Source organism: Pseudomonas sp. E1BtOHC1, from assembly GCF_058744285.1.
The window spans coordinates 6,739,504-6,759,182 of the sequence record NZ_CP196023.1 but is presented as its reverse complement, the minus strand read 5'-3'; the positions used below and the strand labels follow the sequence as shown (position 1 = coordinate 6,759,182).

The following is a 19,679-nucleotide window of genomic DNA, read 5'->3' as shown; positions in this document are numbered from 1 at the left end:
ATGTTTGAGCGCATCATTCAATTCGCCATCGAGCAGCGCATCATCGTCCTCCTGGCGGTGCTGCTGATGGCCGGGGTCGGCATCGCCAGCTACCAGAAACTGCCGATCGACGCGGTCCCCGACATCACCAACGTCCAGGTGCAGATCAACTCCGCAGCGCCAGGGTTCTCGCCCCTGGAAACCGAGCAGCGCATCACCTTTCCCATCGAGACCGCCATGGCCGGCTTGCCGGGGTTGCAGCAGACCCGCTCGCTGTCGCGCTCGGGACTGTCCCAGGTGACGGTGATCTTCAAGGACGGCACCGACCTGTTCTTCGCCCGGCAATTGGTCAACGAGCGCTTGCAAGTGGCTCGGGAGCAACTGCCCGAAGGCGTGGAGGCCGTGATGGGGCCGATCTCCACCGGGCTGGGGGAAATCTTCCTCTGGACCGTGGAGGCCGAGGACGGTGCCCGCAAGGAAGATGGCACCCCCTACACCCCCACCGACTTGCGGGTGATTCAGGACTGGATCATCAAGCCGCAACTGCGCAACGTTCAGGGCGTGGCGGAGATCAACACCATCGGCGGCTTCGCCAAGGAGTACCAGATCGCTCCGGACCCCAAGCGCCTGGCGGCCTACAAGCTGACCCTCAATGATCTGGTGACGGCCCTGGAGCGCAACAACGCCAACGTCGGCGCCGGCTATATCGAGCGCAGCGGCGAGCAGTTGCTGATCCGTGCGCCAGGGCAACTGGCGTCCATCGAGGACATCGCCAACATCGTCATCAGCAGCAGCGACGGCACGCCGATCCGCGTGCGCAATGTCGCCCAGGTGCAGATCGGTCGCGAATTGCGTACCGGCGCGGCCACCGAGAACGGCCGGGAAGTGGTGCTGGGGACGGTGTTCATGCTGATTGGCGAGAACAGCCGCAGCGTGTCCCAGGCCGTGGCGAAAAAGCTCGAAGAGATCAACCGCTCGCTGCCTGAAGGGGTGGTGGCAGTCACGGTGTACGACCGCACCAACCTGGTGGAAAAAGCCATCGCCACGGTGAAGAAGAACCTCTTCGAAGGCGCGTTGCTGGTGATCGTGATTCTGTTCCTGTTCCTGGGCAACATCCGCGCCGCATTGATCACCGCACTGGTGATTCCACTGTCGATGCTGTTCACCTTTACCGGCATGTTCAGCAATAAGGTCAGTGCCAACCTGATGAGCCTCGGCGCCCTGGACTTCGGCATCATCGTCGACGGCGCGGTGGTGATTGTGGAGAACGCCATCCGCCGCCTGGCCCATGCCCAGCAGCACCACGGCCGCATGCTGACCCGCTCCGAACGCCTGCATGAAGTCTTCGCCGCAGCCAAGGAGGCCCGGCGTGCGCTGATCTTCGGTCAGTTGATCATCATGGTGGTGTACCTGCCGATCTTCGCCCTCACCGGGGTGGCCGGGAAGATGTTCCATCCCATGGCCTTCACCGTGGTCATGGCTCTGCTGGGGGCGATGATCCTCTCGGTGACCTTCGTCCCGGCGGCCATTGCGCTGTTCGTCACCGGCAAGGTCAAGGAAGAGGAAAACCTGCTGATGCGCAGCGCCAAGCGCGGCTACGCGCCGGTGCTCGATTGGGTCATGGGCCATCGTGCGCCGACCTTCGCCCTGGCCGTGGCGATCCTGTTGGGCAGCGGTCTGCTGGCCAGCCGCATGGGCAGTGAATTCATTCCCAGCCTCAGCGAAGGCGACTTCGCCCAACAGGCTCTGCGGGTGCCCGGCACCAGCCTCACGCAATCGGTGGACATGCAGCAGCGCCTGGAGAAAACCCTGCTGGCGCAGGTGCCGGAGATCGAGCGGGTGTTTGCCCGCACCGGCACCGCGGAGATTGCCTCGGACCCGATGCCGCCGAATATTTCCGACAGTTACGTGATGCTCAAGCCCAAGGCGCAATGGCCGGACCCGGGCAAGTCACGGGAGGCGCTGATTGCCGATATCCAGCGCGCCAGCGCCTTGGTGCCGGGCAGCGCCTATGAACTGTCGCAGCCGATCCAGTTGCGTTTCAACGAGCTGATTTCCGGGGTGCGCAGCGATGTGGCGGTCAAGGTTTTCGGGGACGACATGAACGTGCTGAACAAGACCGCCAATGAAATCGCCACGGCCCTGCAGGGGTTGTCCGGTGCCTCGGAAGTCAAGGTCGAACAGACCTCCGGCCTGCCGGTACTGACCATCAATATCGACCGCGACAAGGCGGCGCGCTTCGGCCTGAACGTGGGCGATGTGCAAGACACCATTGCGGTGGCCGTGGGCGGGCGCCAGGCCGGTACCTTGTACGAAGGCGACCGCCGTTTCGATATGGTGGTGCGCCTGTCCGACCAGTTGCGTACTGACATTGACGGCCTGTCGCGGCTGTTGATCCCGATCCCGGCGACGGCGGGCAGTGGCAATGGGCAGATCGGCTTTATCGCCCTGTCGGAAGTGGCCAGTCTCGATCTGGTGTTGGGTCCCAATCAGGTCAGCCGCGAGAACGGCAAGCGCCTGGTGATCGTCAGCGCCAACGTGCGCGGGCGCGATATCGGTTCCTTCGTCGAGGAAGCCACGGCGTTGATCGGCGAGAAGGTCAAGGTCCCGGCGGGGTACTGGACCACTTGGGGCGGCCAGTTCGAGCAATTGCAGGAAGCGTCCCAGCGTTTGCAAGTGGTGGTGCCGGTGGCACTGCTGCTGGTGTTCGGGTTGTTGTTCATGATGTTCAACAACCTCAAGGACGGCCTGCTGGTCTTCACCGGCATCCCCTTTGCCCTGACCGGCGGGATCATGGCCCTGTGGCTGCGGGACATTCCGCTGTCGATCTCGGCGGGGGTGGGGTTTATCGCCTTGTCGGGGGTGGCGGTGCTCAATGGCCTGGTGATGATTGCCTTCATCCGCAACCTGCGGGAGGAGGGGCGTTCCCTGTCCATGGCTATTCATGAAGGTGCCCTGACCCGCTTGCGCCCGGTGCTGATGACCGCCCTGGTGGCGTCCCTGGGCTTTATCCCCATGGCCCTGGCCACCGGCACCGGCGCTGAAGTGCAACGGCCCCTGGCTACCGTGGTGATTGGCGGCATTCTGTCCTCCACCATCCTCACTCTTCTGGTCTTGCCGGCGCTGTATCAATGGGCGCATCGCAAGGAAGAGGACTAGCCCCTTTAGCTGGACTGTTGGCGAAGGTGCTCTTGCGGGCGTCTTCGCTGGCAAGCCAGCTCCTACGGAGGGCAGGTACATCGCGTCAATTTCTGTAGGAGCCGGCTTGCCGGCGAAGGCGATCTTGAGGGTGTCCTCGCTGGCAAGCCAGCTCCTACGGAGGACAGGCACATCGCGTCAATTTCTGTAGGAGCCGGCTTGCCGGCGAAGGCGTTCTTGAGGATGTCTGCGCCGGCAAGTCAGTTCCTGCAGGACGCTGCTCAATGGGCAGGCAAAAAAAAGCGCCCCATGCGGGACGCTAAAAATTCATCTCTTTCCAAAGGAGCATCAAAAAAACGCTTCAAGAGATGAATGTGCTCGGTAGGCAATCGCCGTTAAATATCTTCCTCGGCCGCAGCGGATGCGCAAGCGTCGCAAGGGGGAGTGCCGGTGTCAGCGGCGGCTGTTTCCTGGTTGGCGTCGCCGTGAATCTGTTCCTGGCTGGCCAGGAAGGTTTGGCGGGCCTGCTGTGGGCGTTCGCTGCCATCAGCAGCCCAGATGGCGGAGCTGGTAGTGGCCAGAAGGCCGATCAACAACAGTCGGGTGGGACCCATGGTGCTTCTCCTGACAAGCTCGCCGGCCGGTGGAATCACGGCGGATTCGAGTGTGTTCGGGAGTATATGGAGACCAACCTAACGAGAAGGTGAGGCCGATATTACAGTTCTGAAAGCCATGAGTCTGTGAAGAAGTTTTAACACCGGGCAGGCGTCAACCTGCCCGGCCAGGCACTTCAGAGCAGGGCCAGGGGGTACTCGACGATCAGTCGGAACTCTTCCAGGTCGGACTCGAACTGGCTGGAGCGGATGGTCGCCTGGCGGATACGCAGGGACAGGTCCTTGAGTGTGCCGCCCTGGAACACGTACTTGGCTTCGATGTCCCGCTCCCAGCGACGTTGATCGGTCAGCGGATCACCCGCCGCGTCGCGGCGCATATATACCGAGTTGGCGTTGCTGTAGTCGGCGCCGCTGCCGCGCCCGTAGCGGGTCATGAACGACAGGCCGGGGATGCCCAGGGTTTGCATGTCCAGGTCGTAGCGGACCATCCACGAGCGCTCCTTGGGCGAGTTGAAGTCGCTGTACTGGATCGAGTTGTCGAGGAAGATCGAGTCCGACTGGCGCAGATAATCGAAGTCGTCGTTGCCGTTGTTGCGCTGGTGCGACAGGGCCAGGGTGTGGGCGCCGTAGGTGGCGCCGACCTTGGCGCTCCAGATGTTGTTGTCGAACTCGCCCAACAGTTTCTTGCCCTCATCCACGGCCTTGTAATAGTTGAAGCCGCTGAACAGGCTCAACTCGTCGGACAGCGGGTAATTGCCCGTGACGCCAAGGTAGTACTGATCCCAGGCGTCTTTCAGGCGGCTGCTGTAGAGGCTGAAACCGAGGTTGGAGTTGAGCTTGTAGTCGCCACCGAAGTAGCCGACCCAGGGCGAATCCACCTTGCCCGCGTAGAAGGTGGCGAAGCCATCGCGCATGCCACTGCTGTCGGGCTGACTCATGGCGTGCAGGCGTCCGCCCTGCAAATCCAGGCCGTCGATGCTGGTGTTCTCCAGGGTCACCCCGCGAAAGCTTTCCGGCAGCAGGCGCGAGTCGCCGTAGTGCACCACCGGCGTCTTGGGGAACACGTCGCCCACTTTCAGCGTGGTATCCAGGGCTCGCAGTTTTACCGCGCCCCCAGCCTTGCCGTAGCCGTCGGCGGGCTCGTTGTCGTGGTTCACCGGCAGCATGCCGAAGGAGCCACCGCCACCGCTGCGACCGGTGCCGGAATCCAGCTTGAGGCCGTACATGGCGAAGGCATCGATGCCGAATCCGACAGTGCCCTGGGTGAAGCCTGACTCGAACTTGCCGATCAGGCCCTGGGCCCAGGCTTCGGAGTAGCCGTTGCCGGTGGGGCTGGACTGGCCTTTGCGATCATCGCGGTTGAAGTAGAAGTTGCGCAGCAGCAGGTCGAGGCGGCTGCCTTCGACAAAGCCTTCGGGCCGTTCCTCGGCGGCTACCGCCGCCACGGGACACAGCCCCAGTACCGCGGCAAGCACGGACAGGGACAGAGGGGGATTGATTCGCATGGGGTCGCTCCTGAGTGTTGGCAGCTATCAACTTTTATATCGCCAGAGGCGTTCTTATTGGGGGGACTGACAGGCGCAGAAACGCCATGAAAGTCGCGGTCGATAGTTGCAAACAGTCGATAACGGCGGGGTGACCCGGTGATTACAATTGTGCAAGAAAGCGCCGTGATAGCGGTCGGCAAAAGCCTCTGAATCCCCTATGAACAGGGGCTCTGGCGATGAGGGACGAGGTTGCCTGAAGGGGCATTACAGATAAGTAATGTGCCCGCGATCATTCTGACAGGGTCGGTTCCTTATCCTCGCTGGTGTCAACTGGACGAGGAAACTGTCATGAAGCCTTTCAACTTGAGTATCGCCGCGCTGCTGCTGTCCATTTCTTCCCTGGCTCTGGCCGAGGGCGGCGGTGATCGCACCTTTACCCGCGCCATGGTGGAGAACCAGAAGGCCATGGAGCGCTATGCCGCGAGCCAGGGCAAACCGGCCCCGGTGGTGCAGAACTACCGCTATGGTATGGCGCTGGATATCGCCAGGGTGGTCAACGTGACGCCTCCGATCAAGTCCTGCGAGGTGGTGCCCTCACGCATGACCTATGAAGACTCCGCCGGCCAGCTCAAGACCCTCGAATATCAGGTCGTGGGTCAGTGCCGTAACAACGGCAGCTGACTCTGGGCCCTTGATGCCGTGCCCTCAGGCGTCGCCCGGCTCGGGGTGCAGGGCAACGATCATGTCGACTTCCACCGAGGCGTTTTTCGGCAATTGATAGACCCCCAGCGAAGTGCGTGTGTGCACGCCGGCCTCGGCAAAGACCGAATACAGGATCTCTGAGGCGCCATCTGCCACTTCGCTCTGCTGGGTGAAATCCGCAGCGCTCTGCACATAGACGTTGATTCGCAGAATGCGCTTGATCCGCTGCAGGTCGCCCAGCATCTGTTCCAGGATCGCCAGAGCTCGCAGGGTACAGATCTGTGCCCCGTGCCGGGCCTGTTCCAGGGAGGTATCGGCGCCAACCCGGCCGACCACCATCACGGTGTTTTCGATGCGCGGGATCTGCCCGCTGACATAGACCTCATCACCATTGCGCACCGCCGGCACATAGTTGCCGCCAATGCGCATCTCGCCTTCGAAACTGTGCCCGATCCGGGCTGCCGCCTGCTGGAAAAGTGTCTTGCGTGTTGCATCCATAGTCCAACTCCGTCGATCGCCGTGGAATTTCCCGAAGCCGACTATACGCGCTCCAACGCGGCGATGAATCTTCGGTGAAAGCCCCGTACCGACGGGCTTTGCCTGCCGTTGAAGTTTTTTTGTCGGACAAGTCGCAGTTGCTATTAAGAAAATTCTTTCAGGGCCGATGTTAGGCCCAAAGCAGCCTATTTTTTCAGTCCCCCGCCCCCGGTGCATCCTCATGTTCAATAAACGCTTGAAGCAAGAGCTGTCGGCGCTTCGTGAAGAACTCTCGAGCCTTCAGCAAGTGAAGGAAAGTCTTGAAAGCGAGATGCTCGTGATCAATTTGAGCGCCGATGGACGGATTCAATCGGTCAACCACAACTTCGCCCAGGAAATGCTCTACAAGGGGGGTGATCTGGTGGGCCGTGCCCTGGAGGACATCGTTCCGGATCACGTCAAGCACGACGAGTTCCATCAACGCTTCAAGGCGACCCTGGCACGGGGCGAGCATTTTGCCGGGGCGGTGCGCTTGCTGCGGGGCAACGGTGAGGAAGCCTGGCTGCGCTCCATTTCCCAGCCGATTCGTGACTCCGAGGGACGGATCAAGTACTTCGCGATCTTTTCCAGCGACCTGACCCGCACCATCGAAGCCTCCCGCGAGCACGAGAACCTGATCGGCGCGCTGATGCGTTCCACCGCGCTGATCGAGTTCGACCTCAATGGCCATGTGCTGACCGCCAATGACCGTTTCCTGGTCGGCATGGGTTACAGCCTGGCGCAGATCAAGGGCAAGCATCACCGCATGTTCTGTGAGCCGGAGGAGTACAACAGCGCGGCCTACCAGGCGTTCTGGAGACGTCTGAATGCCGGGGAGTTCATCGCTGAACGCTTCAAGCGGATCGATGCCCATGGTCGCGTGGTCTGGCTGGAGGCCTCCTACAACCCGGTGCTGGATGCCAACAACAAGCTCTACAAAGTGGTGAAGTTCGCCACGGTGATCACCGATCAGGTGAACCAGGAGCTGGCGGTGGCCGAGGCGGCGAACATTGCCTACAGCACCTCTTTGCAGACCGACAACAGCGCCCAGCGTGGCACCACGGTGGTCACCGAGGCGGTGAACGTCATGCGTGATCTGGCCAAGCACATGCAGGACGCCGGCGAAGGCATCGGCGCCCTGAACGAGCAGTCCCTGGTGATTGGCAGCATCGTCAAGACCATCAGCGGGATTGCCGAGCAGACCAACCTGCTGGCCCTCAACGCGGCGATCGAGGCGGCCCGTGCCGGTGAGCAGGGACGGGGTTTTGCCGTGGTCGCCGATGAGGTCCGGCAATTGGCCTCGCGTACCAGCAAGGCCACCGAGGAAATCGTCGGCGTGGTCCGGCAGAACCAGGACATGGCGCGTGAAGCCGTGGAGTTGATGGCCGAAGGCAAGCTGCAGGCGGAGCAGGGCCTGGCCCTGGCCGCGGAAGCCGGCACGGTGATCGTCGAGATCCAGGACGGCGCACAGAAAGTGGTGAGCGCGGTCGGGCAGTTCGCCAATCAACTGTCGACCTGAGTCGTGGGGCCCCGGTGACGGGGCACAGCTCATCCTCCCGGGGCGGCGCTCGCCGGCCCCGACAGCCTTTAGGATTTTTCCGAAGAGGCCTTAAGAATATTCTGAAACGCCGAACACGGCTTGGAGAAAGGTTACGGGGCGCCGATGGCAAGAGGATCGCTGTATCCACTCTCAGTCTGTCGGTGTATCCATGTTCAACAAACGTTTGAAGCAACAGCTTGCCACCTTGAGCGACGAGCTCAATGCTCTGCAGCAGTTCAAGGCCTGTCTGGAAACCCAGGTGCTCAGCATCGAGCTCGATGGCGAGGGGATGATCCGCCGGATCAACCAGAACTTCACTCAAGTGCTGGACCTCGACGGCCAACAGCTCTGTGGACACTCCCTGGAGCGCATCGTGTCGCGCCACCCACAAGCGACTGAGCTGTACCGTGCCTTCAAGTCGGCCCTGGGGCGCAATGAAAGCTTTATCGGTCAACTGCGCCTGCAGCGTGGCAACGGCCGCGATGCCTGGCTGCACACCTGTGTTCAGCCGATTCGCGACAGTGCCGGGCGGCTCGACCATTACACCCTGATCTGCACCGACCAGACGGCGTCGGTGGAAAGCGCCTGCGAGCATGAAAACCTGATGGCGGCGTTGCTGCGTTCCACGGCGGTGATCGAGTTCGATCTGCAAGGCCGGGTGCTGACCGCCAACCCGCGCTTTCTGGCGTGCATGGGTTACCGCCTCGATGAAGTCCAGGGGCAGAACCACCGTCTGTTTTGCGAACCCCAGGAATATGAAGGGTCGTCGTACCAGGAGTTCTGGGCGCGCTTGAACGCTGGCGAGTATGTCGCCGACCGCTTCAAGCGTATCGACAGCCAGGGCCGGGTCGTGTGGCTAGACGCCTCCTACAACCCGGTGCTGGATGCCAGCGGCCAACTCTACAAGGTGGTGAAGTTCGCCACCCTGATCACTGATCAGGTGAATCAGGAACGCTCGGTGGCCGAGGCCGCCGACATCGCCTACAGCATCTCCCGGCAAACCGACACCAGTGCCCAGCGCGGCTCGGCAGTGGTCACCGAAACCCTGGACGTGATGCGTGACCTGGCCAAGTGCATGCAAGAGGCCGGTGACGGTATCGAAGCCTTGAACGAGCAGTCCCTGGTGATTGGCAGCATCGTCAAGACCATCAGCGGGATTGCCGAACAGACCAACCTGCTGGCCCTCAACGCGGCCATCGAGGCCGCTCGGGCCGGTGAACAGGGGCGCGGTTTCGCCGTGGTCGCCGATGAGGTCCGACAACTGGCCTCGCGTACCAGCAAGGCCACCGACGAAATCGTCGGTGTGGTCCGGCACAACCAGGACATGGCCCGCTCGGCCGTGGAACTGATGGCCGAAGGTCGGCAGCAGGCCGAGCAGGGCCTGACCCTGGCGGCGGAGGCCGGCACGGTGATTGTCGAGATCCAGGACGGTGCGCAGAAAGTGGTGGGCGCGGTGGGGCAGTTTGCCAGTCAGCTGTCCAACTGAGTGCCACGCTGAGGGTTCAAGTTTCGCGTCCGCCTGGCCCAGCGGACGCGGAGGGTCTCAGTGCTGCAACGGCCCATGGCATTCGTAATGCAAACGGTCGAACCACTGCCCGTGCAGCAGGAAGCTGCGGCGTGAATGGCCGTAGCAGGAGAACCCGGACGCCTCCAGTACGCGCACCGAGCCGAGGTTCTCCGGTCGGGCGTTGGCTTCGATACGGCTCAGTTGCAACTCCCCGAAGGCTCGTTGCAGGACTTGCTCCACCGCTGCCCGGGCGATGCCGCGACCGTTGAAACGGGCGCCCACTCGATAGCCCAGTTCGGCGCAATTGAAATAGGGGCGCTGCACCCGGTGCAGGTTGATGCGTCCCACCAGCTGTGAGTTTTCACGGATCAGGAATTGATAGCCGCGATCCGCTTCGGCGTCCTGTCGAGCCTGGGCGATGGCCTCGGCGACGCCTTCGGCACAGTAGTACGCAGCGGGTCGGGCGTTGATCGAGGCTTCGAAAAAAGCGCGGTTTTCTTCTTCAAAAGTCAGTAGTTCATGCACGTCGTCAGGCTGTGGGGCGGTGATGTACAGGTGCGTCATGGTCCGGTGGCCTCAATCCGTTGAAGGCGCCTTCATCTCACGTTCTGCAGGTCGGCTTCAAGCCTCCAGGTGCGGTTTGATCAGCTCGGCGAACCATTCGATAAACACATTGAGACGGCGCGAGCGATGGCGGCGGTCGGGGTACAGTGCGCTGATTTCCATGGGCGCCACCGGCAGTTCATGAAGCACCTGCACCAATTCGCCACGCTCCAGCAGGTGCTGCACATCGAAGCGCGGCACCTGGATCAGCCCCAGGCCCTGGCGACAGCAGGCAATGTAGTTCTCGACGTTGTTGACGATCACCCGACTGGGCAGGCCCAGCAGGTGCTCGCGACCTTCCAGCAGGTATTCCCAGGGCTGTTCGCGGCCAGTGTCCGGGGAGGCGTAACCGACCATCCACTGGCCGTTCTGCAAATCCTGGGGCGTGTGGGGTTCGCCTTGTTCGGCGAGGTAGGCGGGGCTGGCGCAGTTGATCAGTGCCAGGCGCCCGAGGGGGCGGGCGATCAGGCTGCTGTCCGCCAGGCTGCCGACGCGGATCGCGCAGTCGATGCCTTCCTGGACCAGGTCGATGCTGCGATCGCTGGCCCCCAGGGACAGTTGCAGGCCCGGGTATTGCGCCAGCCATTGGGGCAGGGCAGGCACGATCAGGCGCCGGGCGATACGGCTGGGCACGTCGATGTTCAAGCGCCCGCTGACGTCCACCTGGCGATGGTGGAACAGTTGGCTGAGTTCGGATGCATCCGCCAGCAGGCGCCGAGCCCGCTCCAGGAGGATGGCGCCGTCGGCGGTCAATTGCACATGCCGGGTCGTGCGGTGCAGCAGGCGAGTACCGAGGCCGGTTTCCAGTTGCTGCACGGCGGAGGAGACGGTGGCCCGTGGCAGCTCCAGAGCATGGGCAGCCTTGATGAAGCTGCCCATGTCGGCCACCTGGATGAACACGCGGTATTGTTCAAGCTTATCCATCGTATGAACGATCCTGGTTCGGGGACGCCGAGCGGCAGTGAATTACTGCATCGTCCGAGGCGATCGATGCAGCGGCTCGGCAGGCCAATTTACCCCTTGAACGCCAGGATTACTTGGTGGTGTAGCCGCCGTTGATCAGTAAGGTCTGGCCGGTGATCCACCAACCCTCGGTCACCAGATGGCGAATGAAGGGCACCACGTCCTCGATATCGGTGAGTCCGGTCTTGCTCGAAGGCGACAGCGCCGCGGCGCTCTTGTGGTAGGCCACGGCGTCGTCCCCTTCGGCAGGGTAGAAGAACGGCGTGTCCATGGGACCTGGTCCTACAGCGGTGACCGAGATGCCCCGGGCACCGAACTCCTTGGCCGCGGCCCGGGTGAAGTGTTCCACCGGTGCCTTGGAACCGCCGTAGGCGGCATAGAACGGGGTGAAGGCCCCCAGCAGCGAAGTCACCAGGGTCACCAGCTTGCCATTGTCCTCCAGGTGTTTGCCGGCTTCCTTGATAAAGAAGAAAGCGCTCTTGGCATTGACCGCAAACATCTGGTCGTACTCGTCTTCGCTGATGTCGACTATGGGTTTTTTCAGCACCTTGCCCACGGTGTTGATGGCGATGTCGATCTTGCCGAAGCGCGCCTTGACCTCACTGAACAGACGCTCCACGGCAGCGGCGCTGGTGAGGTCGGCCTGCCAGGCGTGGGCCTCGACCCCCAGGGCCTTGAGCGCCGCCAGGGTGCGTTCGGCATCGGCCTGGCTGGCGTGGCTGTTGTAGTGCACGGCCAGCGCTTTGGCCCCGTGGCTGGCAAGGTCACGGGCAATCAGGCCGCCGAGGTTTTTCACCCCTCCGGCAATCAGCACGACTTTGTTGTTCAAGGAATGATCAGCCATGGTGCGGCTCCTTCGACGGTTGAGGTGAAGGCTGAGTCTAGTCTCTGGAGGGGTACGGATAAGCCGTCGACGGCTGGACGGATTATCCAGAAAATCCATCTAATGCTGTGGTCTGCCCGGGGGCTGGATAGGGCTACAATCGGATTTTTTCAGGAGCCTGCCATGCCCGCATTTCGTCGTCCGGTCCCTTTGGAAAAGGCTTACCGCCTGCTCAATCACGGGCCGACCGTGCTGGTCAGCGCCGCCCAGGGCGGCCAGCGCAACATCATGGCCGCTGCCTGGGCCATGCCCCTGGATTTCGAGCCGCCGAAGGTGGCGGTGGTACTCGACAAGTCCACCTGGACCCGGCAACTGCTGGAGGCTTCGGGCACCTTCGTTCTCAACGTGCCTTGTGCCGCTCAAGTGGACATTGTGCAGAGCCTGGGCAACAGCTCCGGACTGGAGCTGAACCACGCCGGCCGCGACAAGTTTACCGCCTATGGTTTGTCGACCTTTGCCGGCCAGGCCCTTGAGGCTCCGCTGCTGCAAGGCTGCGTAGCCTGGCTGGAATGCCGGCTGTTGCCCGAGCCCCACAACCACCAGCAGTACGACCTGTTCCTTGGCGAAGTGATTGCCGCCCAGGCCGATGCCCGGGTGTTCAGCGAAGGGCGTTGGCACTTCGACGGTCAGGACCCGCTGCGCACTTTGCACCATGTGGCGGGCGGGCACTTCCTGACCATCGGTGGCGCCGTTGACGGTCACCAGTTGCCCTTGGCCGGCGAGTCCTGAGTCAGGGAATCAGCCGATAGTCACGCAGCCGCTGCAACTGTTCGAGCACGCTCTGATGGCTGTCGATGCAGCCGGTAAAGCCGGCCTGGCGGATCTTGATGGTGCTTTGCACCATGTCGTAGCCGGCGTTGAGCCAGCCATCGACGAAGGGCCAGGCGGCAATCTGTTCCCAGGGCGTGGGGCGCAGCTGCTGCTCCTGGACAATGCGTGCCCACAGCGGTGCCTTGTCGGCCATCTGCACCCCCAGGTGCATCGGTTGCGGTGTTGCGCAGTCCTGGCCGAAGAAAGCGGCAATTTCTGGCCACAGGTGCTGCCAGCGGAAGTGATCGCCATTGGTCACGTTGAACACCTGCTGCTGTGCCTGCGGTGAGGTCAGGGCCCAGAGCACGGCCTGGGCCAGCACCCGGGAGTCGGTGGCCTGGTGCAGCGCCGACCAGGCCTGCAGGCTGCCGGGGAAGCGCAGCGGCAGCTGCAGTGCCTGGCTGATGGCAGCGAAGCTGGCGATGCCGGTGAGGATATTCATCGGTGAGTTGAGGCTGGGGCCCATGATTCCGTCCGGGCGCAACACCGTCCAGGCAAAACCCTGGCGTTCGGCTTCGCGCCACAGCAGGTCTTCCTGATCGTTGTAGAAGATCGGCCCCATGAAGCGCGGATCGCTCTCCCTGGCCGGCGTCTTATAGGGCCCCAGGTGTTCACCGTAGGATTTGCCGCCGCCGATCAGCACCACCTGACGCAGTTTCGCCCCGGCCTGACGCAGGGCCTGGAGGCTGTGGTCGAGCATCGCCAGGTTCGGTGCCACTGTGGCGGCCATGGTTTCCCGCTCGCTGTAGGCGCAGAACACCAGGTCGGTGACGCTGCCCAGTTCGGCAAAGGCGCGGGCGGTGCCGGCGGCGTCCAGTAGGTCGGCGCTGAGATGGGCCGGTGCCGGGCTGCCGTCCAGCAGGCTGGCTGGTGGGCTGCGGCGGGCGGCGGTGGTCAGTTGCCAGCCCGGGGTACGGTGCATCAGCTCGACCACTGCGGTGCCGACCACGCCATAGCCGCCGATCACCAGCAAGTGACGGTCCGGGGAAGTTGAAACGCTCATCGGGGATACCTCGAATAAAGGGATCGCCAGCATAGAGTCGGGCCCTTGAGTGAAATAGACTGCCGGCCGGCACAGCATCTGTGAGTTGAATTCATATGGCGGGCAGCGAGATCAACCGGTTTGCCGAGATGGAAACCTTTATCGCGGTGGTGGAGTGTGGCGGCTTGTCGGCCGCGGCACGATTGAAGCAGGTGACGCCTTCCTCGGTGAGCAAGTTGCTGGCGCGGCTTGAAGCACGCCTGGGGGTGCGCTTGCTCAACCGCTCCACGCGCCAGTTGCAACTGACCCCGGAGGGGCGCGGCTTCTATGAAAACAGCGTGCGCCTGCTGGCGGACCTGCGTGAAGTGGAAGGCGAGGCCAGCAGCGCCCGGGCCCCGGTGGGCCGGGTGCGGGTCAACACCAGCGCGTCCTTTGGCCTGCATGTGCTGGCGCCCCTGGTGGCGGAGTTTCTTCAACTGTACCCGGAAGTTTCCCTGGACCTGGTGCACAGCGATGCCCTGGTGGACCTGCTGGGGGAGCAGACCGATGTGGCGATCCGTACCGGGCCGCTGGCGGATTCGCAATTGATTGCCCGCAAGCTCGGGGAAACCCGCGGCGTTGTCGTCGGCTCCCCGGCCTACCTGGCCCGTTGCGGCGTACCGCAGACCCTGGAGGATCTGGCCGCGCACCACTTGCTCGGCTTCGACTACGCCCGGGCAGTGCCGGGCTGGCGCCTGGGCGTGGCGGGCGAGAGCCAGCTGCTGCAGCCCAATGGCCGGGTCCAGGCCAGCGACGGCGAAGCTTTGCGCCATCTGGCGTTGCACGGCGCGGGGCTGGCGCAACTGGCGGCCTTCACCATCGCCGATGACCTGGCCAGCGGCCGGCTGGTGCCGGTGCTGGAAGCCTTCAACCAGGCGCCGCTGGAAAGTTTTTATGCGCTCTATGTCGGCCAGGGCGGCCACGTGCCGTCGCGGGTACGGGTGTTCGTCGACTTCCTGGCGCAGCGGGTGCGCTTGTAGCCTGCCTCTGGTCAGGTGCGGCGGCGGATGCTTGAATCAACCCCCTGGCGACTTTTCCAAGGACAGAACATGCATGAAGTTTTCCAGCGTCTGGTGAGCCTGCTGGACAGCCACCAGGCGCGCTATCGGGTGATCCTGCACCCGGCCGAAGGGCAGTCGGCGCGGGTTGCCGAGATTCGCGGTACCGAACCGGGGCAGGGGGCCAAGGCCATGCTTTGCAGTCTCAAGGGAGCGAGTGATGTGTATGGGCTGGTGATTCTCTCCGGGGACCAGAAGCTCGACATGAAAAAGGTCGGTGCGGCCCTGGGGGGCAAGAAGGCGCAACTGGTATCGGCGGAGTTGGCCAGAGAACTGACCGGTTGTGTGATCGGTGCCATTCCACCGCTGAGTTTCGATCCGCGCATCCTGCTGATCGTCGATCCGCACCTGATCGAACGCTACGCGCAAGTTGCTTTCAATGCCGGGCGCCTGGATGCGTCCATGGTGCTCGATACCCAGGACTACCTGAGGATCGCCCAGCCTCGTCTGCTGGACGTGACCCAGGATCTGCAAGCCCAGAGCACCGCCCCCGACTGAGCCTTGGCTACCAGCTCACCTGCCCCAGGGCGTCGGCAAAGGCGTTGAGCTTCGGCGAGCATTGGCGTGAGGGCGGGTAGACCAGGGACAGTTCCCGGCAGCGTCCGTCATGGGCCTGAAGAACCGGCACCACAAGGCCTGCGTCGAGGGCATCGCGCACGGCGAACTCCATCAACTGGGCGATGCCGAAGCCGCCCAGCACCGCGTCCACCAGGGCGTCGCCGATGTCGAAGATCAGCCGTCCCTGGACCGCCAGGTCCAGGGGCTTGCCTTGGTCCATGAACTGCCATTCCACCAGGCGGCCGCTGCGCAGGTTACGCACGGTCAGGCAGTTGTGCTGCTGCAAGTCCGCCAGTTGCCGGGGCGTGCCATGGCGCTGCAGATAAGCCGGCGCCGCCACGGTTACCCAGCGCAGGGGCGCCAGGGGCCGGGCGATCAGGCGCTGGTCGTTGATCACCCCGGTACGCAGCACCGCGTCGAAGCCTTCGTCGATGATGTCCACCACCCGATCGGTCATTACCGCCTCGATGCTCAACTCGGGATAGCGGGCGGTCAGCTCGCCAATCACCGGCATCACTACCTTGCGCCCGAACAGTGAGGGCGTGCTGATCTTCAGCGCTCCGGTGGGAGAGTCCCGGCGGTCCAGCAGCAGATGCTCGGTATGGGCCAGTTCCGCCAGCAGCGGTCCTGCCCGGTCCACCAGGACCTGGCCGTCCGGGGTCAGGCTGACACTGCGGGTATTGCGCTGCAGCAGGCGCACGCCCAGTCGCTGTTCCAGGCGGGAGATGGCCCGGGACAGGCCGGATTGAGTCAACCCCAGGTCGCCGGCGGCCCGGGTGAAACTGCGGGTCTCGGCCACGCGGACCAACAGGCGAAGGGCGTTCAGATCCATGATTAAAGTCATTACTGAAAGAGAGAATGGCTTGTTTATCATTTAAACGGCATCGATGACACTGGCCGCCGTTTAATTTCATACAAGGATTTTCGCGATGTCCGCGACCCCGTTAACCAAGCCGTCGGGCTGGATGCTGTTACTGCTGGCCACCGCGCAGTTGATCATCGCCCTGGACGCCACCATCGTCTTTGTTGCCCTGCCGGACATTGGCCAGCGTCTGGGGTTCTCCGCCCAGCAACTGCAATGGGTGGTCAGTGCCTACAGCGTGGCCTTTGGCGGTTTCCTGCTGCTGGGCGGGCGTGCGGCGGACCTGCTGGGCAAGCGGCGTTTCTACATCATTGGCCAGTCCCTGTACGCCCTGGCGTCACTGGCCGGCGGCCTGGGAGGCAGCGCCCTGTTGCTGGTGCTGGCCCGGGCCGTGCAGGGCGTCGGCGGGGCGATGCTGTTCCCGGCCACCCTGGCCCTGATCAACACCTACTACGCCGAAGGCCCGGCACGTAACCGCGCCTTTGCGGTGTGGAGCGCGGCCTCGGCGGCGGGGCTGGCCCTGGGGGCGTTGCTGGGCGGGGTGTTGACCCAGTACTGGGGCTGGGAAGCGGTGTTCCTGGTCAACGTGCCCCTGGCCGGTGCCTGCGCGCTGATGGCCCGGCGCTGGATTCCCGCCGACCCGGCGCGCCAGCGCGGTCGCCAGTTCGATCTGCGCGGTGCCCTGACTGTGACCCTGGGGGGCACTCTGCTGGTGTTTTCCATTGTTCAGGGGCCGGAGTGGGGTTGGACCGCGCCGCCGACCCTGGCTTGCCTGATGCTGTCCCTGGCGTTGCTCTGGCTGTTTGTCCGACTTGAACAGCGCAGCCCGGACCCCTTGATGCCGCTGCGCTTGCTGGGTTATCCACAACTGCGCATGGCCATGGTGATTACCGCATTGTTCATGAGCAGCTTTGGCGTGCAGTACTACTTTCTCAGCCTGTATTTCCAACAGGTCTACCAGTTCAGCGTGTTGCAGAGCGGGTTGGCGTTCCTGCCTTCGACCCTGCTGTGCACGGCCGGGATCTGGGTGGCGGAGCGGGCGCTGCTGCGTATCGGCTTGCGGGCGACCCTGGTCAGCGGCTTGCTGCTTGGGGCGGTGGGCATCGGCATGATGTACCTGGCCTTGCCCGGCAGCAGCGGTTTTGTCGGCCTGTTGCCGGGGATCGTGGTCATGAGCATCGGCCAGGGCATGACCTGGACCTCAATGTGGGTCTCGGCCGGGCAGGGTATTGCTGCGTCCGAGCAAGGGGTGGCAGCGGGGGTGGCCTCCACCAGCCAGCAGATCGGCGGGGCGCTGGGGCTGGCGTTGCTGGTGTCCCTGGCCAATACCTTGAGCCCTACGGGCAACCAGGCTTATGGCATCGAAATGGCCACTGCGGCCAGCGCCTTGCTGGCCTTGCTCGGGGCACTCCTGGCGCTGCGCCTGCCCCGGGCCTCAGCGGCCTTGCCGGCCTGTTCCGTGGCCCAGGGCTGAGGGGGATTTAATCGGGCTGGGGCAAGTGGCGGCGCACGGCCCACAGCACCCCGGCCAGCAACAGCAGGGCTGCCGAGCTTTGCATCAGGCTCGGCAGGTGTTGCAGGCAGATAAAGCCGTACAGCAGGGCGAACAGGGTCTCGAACACGATCAACTGGCCACTGAGGGTCAAGGGCAAGCGCCGGGTCGAGGCATTCCACATGCGATTGCCGAACCAGGAACCCAACACGGCACTGGACAGGCTCAGGCCCCAGAACAGCATCCAGCGTTGATCGCTGGCCTCGATCTGGGTACCCGGCAGTGAAAAGCCCTGGGCCAGCAGCCAGACCACGGCACTCATCAGACCGGTGGTGATACCCCACAGGGTCGACCACTGACCGCTGTTGAAGCGGCTGCTCTTCAGGTAACGGGCGTTGTCGGTGGCGAACCAGGTCCAGCACAGCAACGCACCGAAAGCGCAGAGCAGACCCAGGGCCCGTTGGCCCAGTTCCACGGAATCGCTGTGTGCCGTGAGCAGAGTGTCGAGGTTGATGCAGCAGATGCCGGCGAACACCAGCAGCAGCGGCCAGCGCAGTCGGCGCAGGGGCAGCGCGTCGGCGTCGGCGCGTCCGGCCAGAGTGATGGTCAGGGGCAGCAGGCCGACGATCAGCGCGGTGCTGGCCACTCCGGCCCACTGGATGGCAGTGGCCAGGAGCATGAAATAGATCAGGTTGCCGGTCAGCGCCAGCTTCACCAGCAAGGCGGCGTCGCCCCAGGTCAGGCGTTGTAGCAGCTCCCGGGCCTGGGGCGCAGCCAGGAGCAGGGAGAATGCGCCATACAGCGTGAAGCGGGCACAGCTGAGCATCAGCGGACTGAACTCCGGCAACAGGCTGGGCACCACAATGGCCAGGCCCCAGACCGCGCCGGCCAGGGCGGCGTAAGCAACTCCGCGTTTCATGCACACACTCGCAGCGATTCATCAAAGCGCGCAGCCTAGTCATTGCTGACCGACCGGACAAAGGATATATAGGCACCCACCTATTCTTCTGGGGAATGCCTGATGAGCCGCTTTGCCCGCCATTTACCACCATTGGAAACCCTGGTGACCTTCGAGGCGGTGGGACGCAGCGCCAGTTTCACCCGCGCCGCCACCGAGCTGTGCCTGACCCAGAGTGCAGTGAGCAAGCAGATTCGTGCCCTGGAGCTGTCGCTCAAGACCGAGCTGTTCGAGCGCCAGGCCCGGGGGGTGAAACTCACCGTCAGCGGTGCCTCGCTGTTTGCTGAGGTCAGTACCCAGTTGGAAGCGTTACTGCGCAGCGTCAGCCGTCTGCGGGCCGGGCGCGACGCCAACACCATCACCGTGCAATGCACCCATGCAGTGGCACAGTTCTGGTTGTTTCCGCGCTTGCTGGCGTTCAACAAACAACACCCGGACATCACCGTGAGCATCCACGCCAACAACGACATGGACGAGTCCAGCGTGGCCGAGCACGACTTCGCCATTCTCTACGGCGCCGGGCACTGGTCGTCCCTGACCGCCACGCCGTTGTTCGCCGAGATGGTCTATCCCATCGCCAGCCGGCGCCTGGAGTTGCCGGCCATTGACGCGCTGGCACAACTGGCCGAGCTGCCCTTGATCCAGCTGGATGCCTCAGCCTGGAACTGCATCGACTGGCGCGACTGGTTCCGGCATTTCGGACTGGACTACAGCGCACCGCCAGGGGCCATGGGGTTCAACCAATTGACGCTGATGTTCAGTGCCGTGCAGCAGGGCATGGGGGTTGGCCTGGGCTGGGATTTCATGGCCAGTGAGTTGGTGGCCCAGGGCGAGTTGCAGCGCGTCGGCCAGTGGGCGTTTCGCACCGGGCAGGCAGACTTTCTGGTGCATGTGCGGCACAAGCGCCTGTCCGCCAGCGGCCAGCTGTTTCGCGACTGGCTGGTGGCGCAATCTGTTGAATGAGGGGGCGGGGCTCGGCAGGGAGCCC

18 protein-coding genes and 2 pseudogenes are annotated in these 19,679 nt (G+C 63.5%); 11 read left to right on the top strand and 9 right to left on the bottom strand.

Features of this window, described 5'->3' with window-relative positions:
• Nucleotides 1-3,138, top strand: a complete 3,138-nt coding sequence (locus tag ACSSVC_RS30600) for a CusA/CzcA family heavy metal efflux RND transporter (RefSeq protein ID WP_346633764.1) — start codon at nucleotides 1-3, stop codon at nucleotides 3,136-3,138.
• A 374-nt stretch (nucleotides 3,139-3,512) separates the two neighbouring features.
• Here ACSSVC_RS30600 and ACSSVC_RS30595 read toward each other — a convergent pair whose 3' ends face one another.
• Entirely contained in the window at nucleotides 3,513-3,731 is a 219-nt protein-coding gene (locus ACSSVC_RS30595) for a hypothetical protein (RefSeq protein WP_346633765.1), read from the bottom strand.
• Between the two features lie 176 nt (nucleotides 3,732-3,907).
• Complete coding sequence (locus ACSSVC_RS30590; RefSeq protein ID WP_404937665.1) at nucleotides 3,908-5,236, bottom strand: OprD family porin; 1,329 nt, start codon at nucleotides 5,234-5,236, stop codon at nucleotides 3,908-3,910.
• Nucleotides 5,237-5,566: 330 nt separating this feature from the next.
• Between ACSSVC_RS30590 and ACSSVC_RS30585 the strand changes: the two genes are divergently transcribed.
• Nucleotides 5,567-5,899 carry a DUF2790 domain-containing protein gene (locus ACSSVC_RS30585; protein ID WP_346633767.1) on the top strand — a complete coding sequence of 111 codons (333 nt, stop codon included), beginning with the start codon at nucleotides 5,567-5,569 and terminating at the stop codon, nucleotides 5,897-5,899.
• Nucleotides 5,900-5,923: 24 nt separating this feature from the next.
• Here ACSSVC_RS30585 and ACSSVC_RS30580 read toward each other — a convergent pair whose 3' ends face one another.
• Entirely contained in the window at nucleotides 5,924-6,418 is a 495-nt protein-coding gene (locus tag ACSSVC_RS30580; protein WP_492611828.1) for a RidA family protein, read from the bottom strand.
• A gap of 166 nt (nucleotides 6,419-6,584) precedes the next feature.
• On the opposite strand from ACSSVC_RS30580, the pseudogene ACSSVC_RS30575 reads away from it, so the two are divergent.
• The 4 genes and pseudogenes from ACSSVC_RS30575 to ACSSVC_RS30560 all read left to right on the top strand — a co-directional run.
• A pseudogene (locus ACSSVC_RS30575) lies at nucleotides 6,585-7,361 on the top strand (PAS domain-containing protein); the annotation flags it as partial.
• A 162-nt stretch (nucleotides 7,362-7,523) separates the two neighbouring features.
• Nucleotides 7,524-7,955: a methyl-accepting chemotaxis protein gene (locus tag ACSSVC_RS30570; RefSeq protein ID WP_404940104.1), complete on the top strand. Its 432-nt coding sequence runs from the start codon at nucleotides 7,524-7,526 to the stop codon at nucleotides 7,953-7,955.
• Nucleotides 7,956-8,145: 190 nt separating this feature from the next.
• Nucleotides 8,146-8,919, top strand: a pseudogene (locus ACSSVC_RS30565) (PAS domain-containing protein); the annotation flags it as partial.
• On the top strand, nucleotides 8,917-9,462 hold the full coding sequence (locus ACSSVC_RS30560; protein ID WP_259744679.1) for a methyl-accepting chemotaxis protein: 546 nt from the start codon (nucleotides 8,917-8,919) through the stop codon (nucleotides 9,460-9,462). The pseudogene ACSSVC_RS30565 and the gene ACSSVC_RS30560, both read left to right, overlap by 3 nt.
• 57 nt (nucleotides 9,463-9,519) lie before the next feature.
• Here ACSSVC_RS30560 and ACSSVC_RS30555 read toward each other — a convergent pair whose 3' ends face one another.
• The 3 genes from ACSSVC_RS30555 to ACSSVC_RS30545 form a co-directional block, all read right to left on the bottom strand.
• On the bottom strand, nucleotides 9,520-10,047 hold the full coding sequence (locus ACSSVC_RS30555) for a GNAT family N-acetyltransferase (protein WP_346633771.1): 528 nt from the start codon (nucleotides 10,045-10,047) through the stop codon (nucleotides 9,520-9,522).
• Nucleotides 10,048-10,104: 57 nt separating this feature from the next.
• On the bottom strand, nucleotides 10,105-11,010 hold the full coding sequence (locus ACSSVC_RS30550) for a LysR family transcriptional regulator (protein WP_346633772.1): 906 nt from the start codon (nucleotides 11,008-11,010) through the stop codon (nucleotides 10,105-10,107).
• A 109-nt stretch (nucleotides 11,011-11,119) separates the two neighbouring features.
• Entirely contained in the window at nucleotides 11,120-11,893 is a 774-nt protein-coding gene (locus ACSSVC_RS30545; protein WP_346633773.1) for an SDR family oxidoreductase, read from the bottom strand.
• Nucleotides 11,894-12,055: 162 nt separating this feature from the next.
• On the opposite strand from ACSSVC_RS30545, the gene ACSSVC_RS30540 reads away from it, so the two are divergent.
• Nucleotides 12,056-12,661, top strand: a complete 606-nt coding sequence (locus ACSSVC_RS30540; RefSeq protein WP_346633774.1) for a flavin reductase family protein — start codon at nucleotides 12,056-12,058, stop codon at nucleotides 12,659-12,661.
• A 1-nt stretch (nucleotide 12,662) separates the two neighbouring features.
• On the opposite strand, the gene ACSSVC_RS30535 is transcribed toward ACSSVC_RS30540, so the two are convergent.
• Nucleotides 12,663-13,745, bottom strand: a complete 1,083-nt coding sequence (locus ACSSVC_RS30535; protein ID WP_492611827.1) for an SDR family oxidoreductase — start codon at nucleotides 13,743-13,745, stop codon at nucleotides 12,663-12,665.
• 95 nt (nucleotides 13,746-13,840) lie between these two features.
• Here ACSSVC_RS30535 and ACSSVC_RS30530 point away from each other — a divergent pair, with 95 nt between their 5' ends.
• Nucleotides 13,841-14,743, top strand: a complete 903-nt coding sequence (locus ACSSVC_RS30530; protein ID WP_346633776.1) for a LysR family transcriptional regulator — start codon at nucleotides 13,841-13,843, stop codon at nucleotides 14,741-14,743.
• Nucleotides 14,744-14,812: 69 nt separating this feature from the next.
• Nucleotides 14,813-15,319: a YbaK/prolyl-tRNA synthetase associated domain-containing protein gene (locus ACSSVC_RS30525; RefSeq protein WP_346633777.1), complete on the top strand. Its 507-nt coding sequence runs from the start codon at nucleotides 14,813-14,815 to the stop codon at nucleotides 15,317-15,319.
• 7 nt (nucleotides 15,320-15,326) lie between these two features.
• On the opposite strand, the gene ACSSVC_RS30520 is transcribed toward ACSSVC_RS30525, so the two are convergent.
• Nucleotides 15,327-16,211 carry a LysR family transcriptional regulator gene (locus ACSSVC_RS30520; RefSeq protein ID WP_492611826.1) on the bottom strand — a complete coding sequence of 295 codons (885 nt, stop codon included), beginning with the start codon at nucleotides 16,209-16,211 and terminating at the stop codon, nucleotides 15,327-15,329.
• Nucleotides 16,212-16,308: 97 nt separating this feature from the next.
• Here ACSSVC_RS30520 and ACSSVC_RS30515 point away from each other — a divergent pair, with 97 nt between their 5' ends.
• On the top strand, nucleotides 16,309-17,715 hold the full coding sequence (locus ACSSVC_RS30515; protein ID WP_492611825.1) for an MFS transporter: 1,407 nt from the start codon (nucleotides 16,309-16,311) through the stop codon (nucleotides 17,713-17,715).
• Between the two features lie 7 nt (nucleotides 17,716-17,722).
• Here ACSSVC_RS30515 and ACSSVC_RS30510 read toward each other — a convergent pair whose 3' ends face one another.
• Nucleotides 17,723-18,652 carry a DMT family transporter gene (locus ACSSVC_RS30510; protein ID WP_346633780.1) on the bottom strand — a complete coding sequence of 310 codons (930 nt, stop codon included), beginning with the start codon at nucleotides 18,650-18,652 and terminating at the stop codon, nucleotides 17,723-17,725.
• A gap of 102 nt (nucleotides 18,653-18,754) precedes the next feature.
• On the opposite strand from ACSSVC_RS30510, the gene ACSSVC_RS30505 reads away from it, so the two are divergent.
• Nucleotides 18,755-19,654 carry a LysR substrate-binding domain-containing protein gene (locus tag ACSSVC_RS30505; protein ID WP_053160043.1) on the top strand — a complete coding sequence of 300 codons (900 nt, stop codon included), beginning with the start codon at nucleotides 18,755-18,757 and terminating at the stop codon, nucleotides 19,652-19,654.
• The last annotated feature ends 25 nt before the right edge of the window (nucleotides 19,655-19,679 follow it).

Excerpts from the sequence above, each read along its gene's own strand:
- ACSSVC_RS30600 (WP_346633764.1), top strand. The coding sequence starts at position 1 with ATGTTTGAGCGCATCATTCAATTCGCCATCGAGCAGCGCATCATCGTC.
- ACSSVC_RS30595 (WP_346633765.1), bottom strand. The coding sequence starts at position 3,731 with ATGGGTCCCACCCGACTGTTGTTGATCGGCCTTCTGGCCACTACCAGC.
- ACSSVC_RS30590 (WP_404937665.1), bottom strand. The coding sequence starts at position 5,236 with ATGCGAATCAATCCCCCTCTGTCCCTGTCCGTGCTTGCCGCGGTACTG.
- ACSSVC_RS30585 (WP_346633767.1), top strand. The coding sequence starts at position 5,567 with ATGAAGCCTTTCAACTTGAGTATCGCCGCGCTGCTGCTGTCCATTTCT.
- ACSSVC_RS30580 (WP_492611828.1), bottom strand. The coding sequence starts at position 6,418 with ATGGATGCAACACGCAAGACACTTTTCCAGCAGGCGGCAGCCCGGATC.
- ACSSVC_RS30570 (WP_404940104.1), top strand. The coding sequence starts at position 7,524 with ATGCGTGATCTGGCCAAGCACATGCAGGACGCCGGCGAAGGCATCGGC.
- ACSSVC_RS30555 (WP_346633771.1), bottom strand. The coding sequence starts at position 10,047 with ATGACGCACCTGTACATCACCGCCCCACAGCCTGACGACGTGCATGAA.
- ACSSVC_RS30550 (WP_346633772.1), bottom strand. The coding sequence starts at position 11,010 with ATGGATAAGCTTGAACAATACCGCGTGTTCATCCAGGTGGCCGACATG.
- ACSSVC_RS30545 (WP_346633773.1), bottom strand. The coding sequence starts at position 11,893 with ATGGCTGATCATTCCTTGAACAACAAAGTCGTGCTGATTGCCGGAGGG.
- ACSSVC_RS30540 (WP_346633774.1), top strand. The coding sequence starts at position 12,056 with ATGCCCGCATTTCGTCGTCCGGTCCCTTTGGAAAAGGCTTACCGCCTG.
- ACSSVC_RS30535 (WP_492611827.1), bottom strand. The coding sequence starts at position 13,745 with ATGAGCGTTTCAACTTCCCCGGACCGTCACTTGCTGGTGATCGGCGGC.
- ACSSVC_RS30530 (WP_346633776.1), top strand. The coding sequence starts at position 13,841 with ATGGCGGGCAGCGAGATCAACCGGTTTGCCGAGATGGAAACCTTTATC.
- ACSSVC_RS30525 (WP_346633777.1), top strand. The coding sequence starts at position 14,813 with ATGCATGAAGTTTTCCAGCGTCTGGTGAGCCTGCTGGACAGCCACCAG.
- ACSSVC_RS30520 (WP_492611826.1), bottom strand. The coding sequence starts at position 16,211 with ATGGATCTGAACGCCCTTCGCCTGTTGGTCCGCGTGGCCGAGACCCGC.
- ACSSVC_RS30515 (WP_492611825.1), top strand. The coding sequence starts at position 16,309 with ATGTCCGCGACCCCGTTAACCAAGCCGTCGGGCTGGATGCTGTTACTG.
- ACSSVC_RS30510 (WP_346633780.1), bottom strand. The coding sequence starts at position 18,652 with ATGAAACGCGGAGTTGCTTACGCCGCCCTGGCCGGCGCGGTCTGGGGC.
- ACSSVC_RS30505 (WP_053160043.1), top strand. The coding sequence starts at position 18,755 with ATGAGCCGCTTTGCCCGCCATTTACCACCATTGGAAACCCTGGTGACC.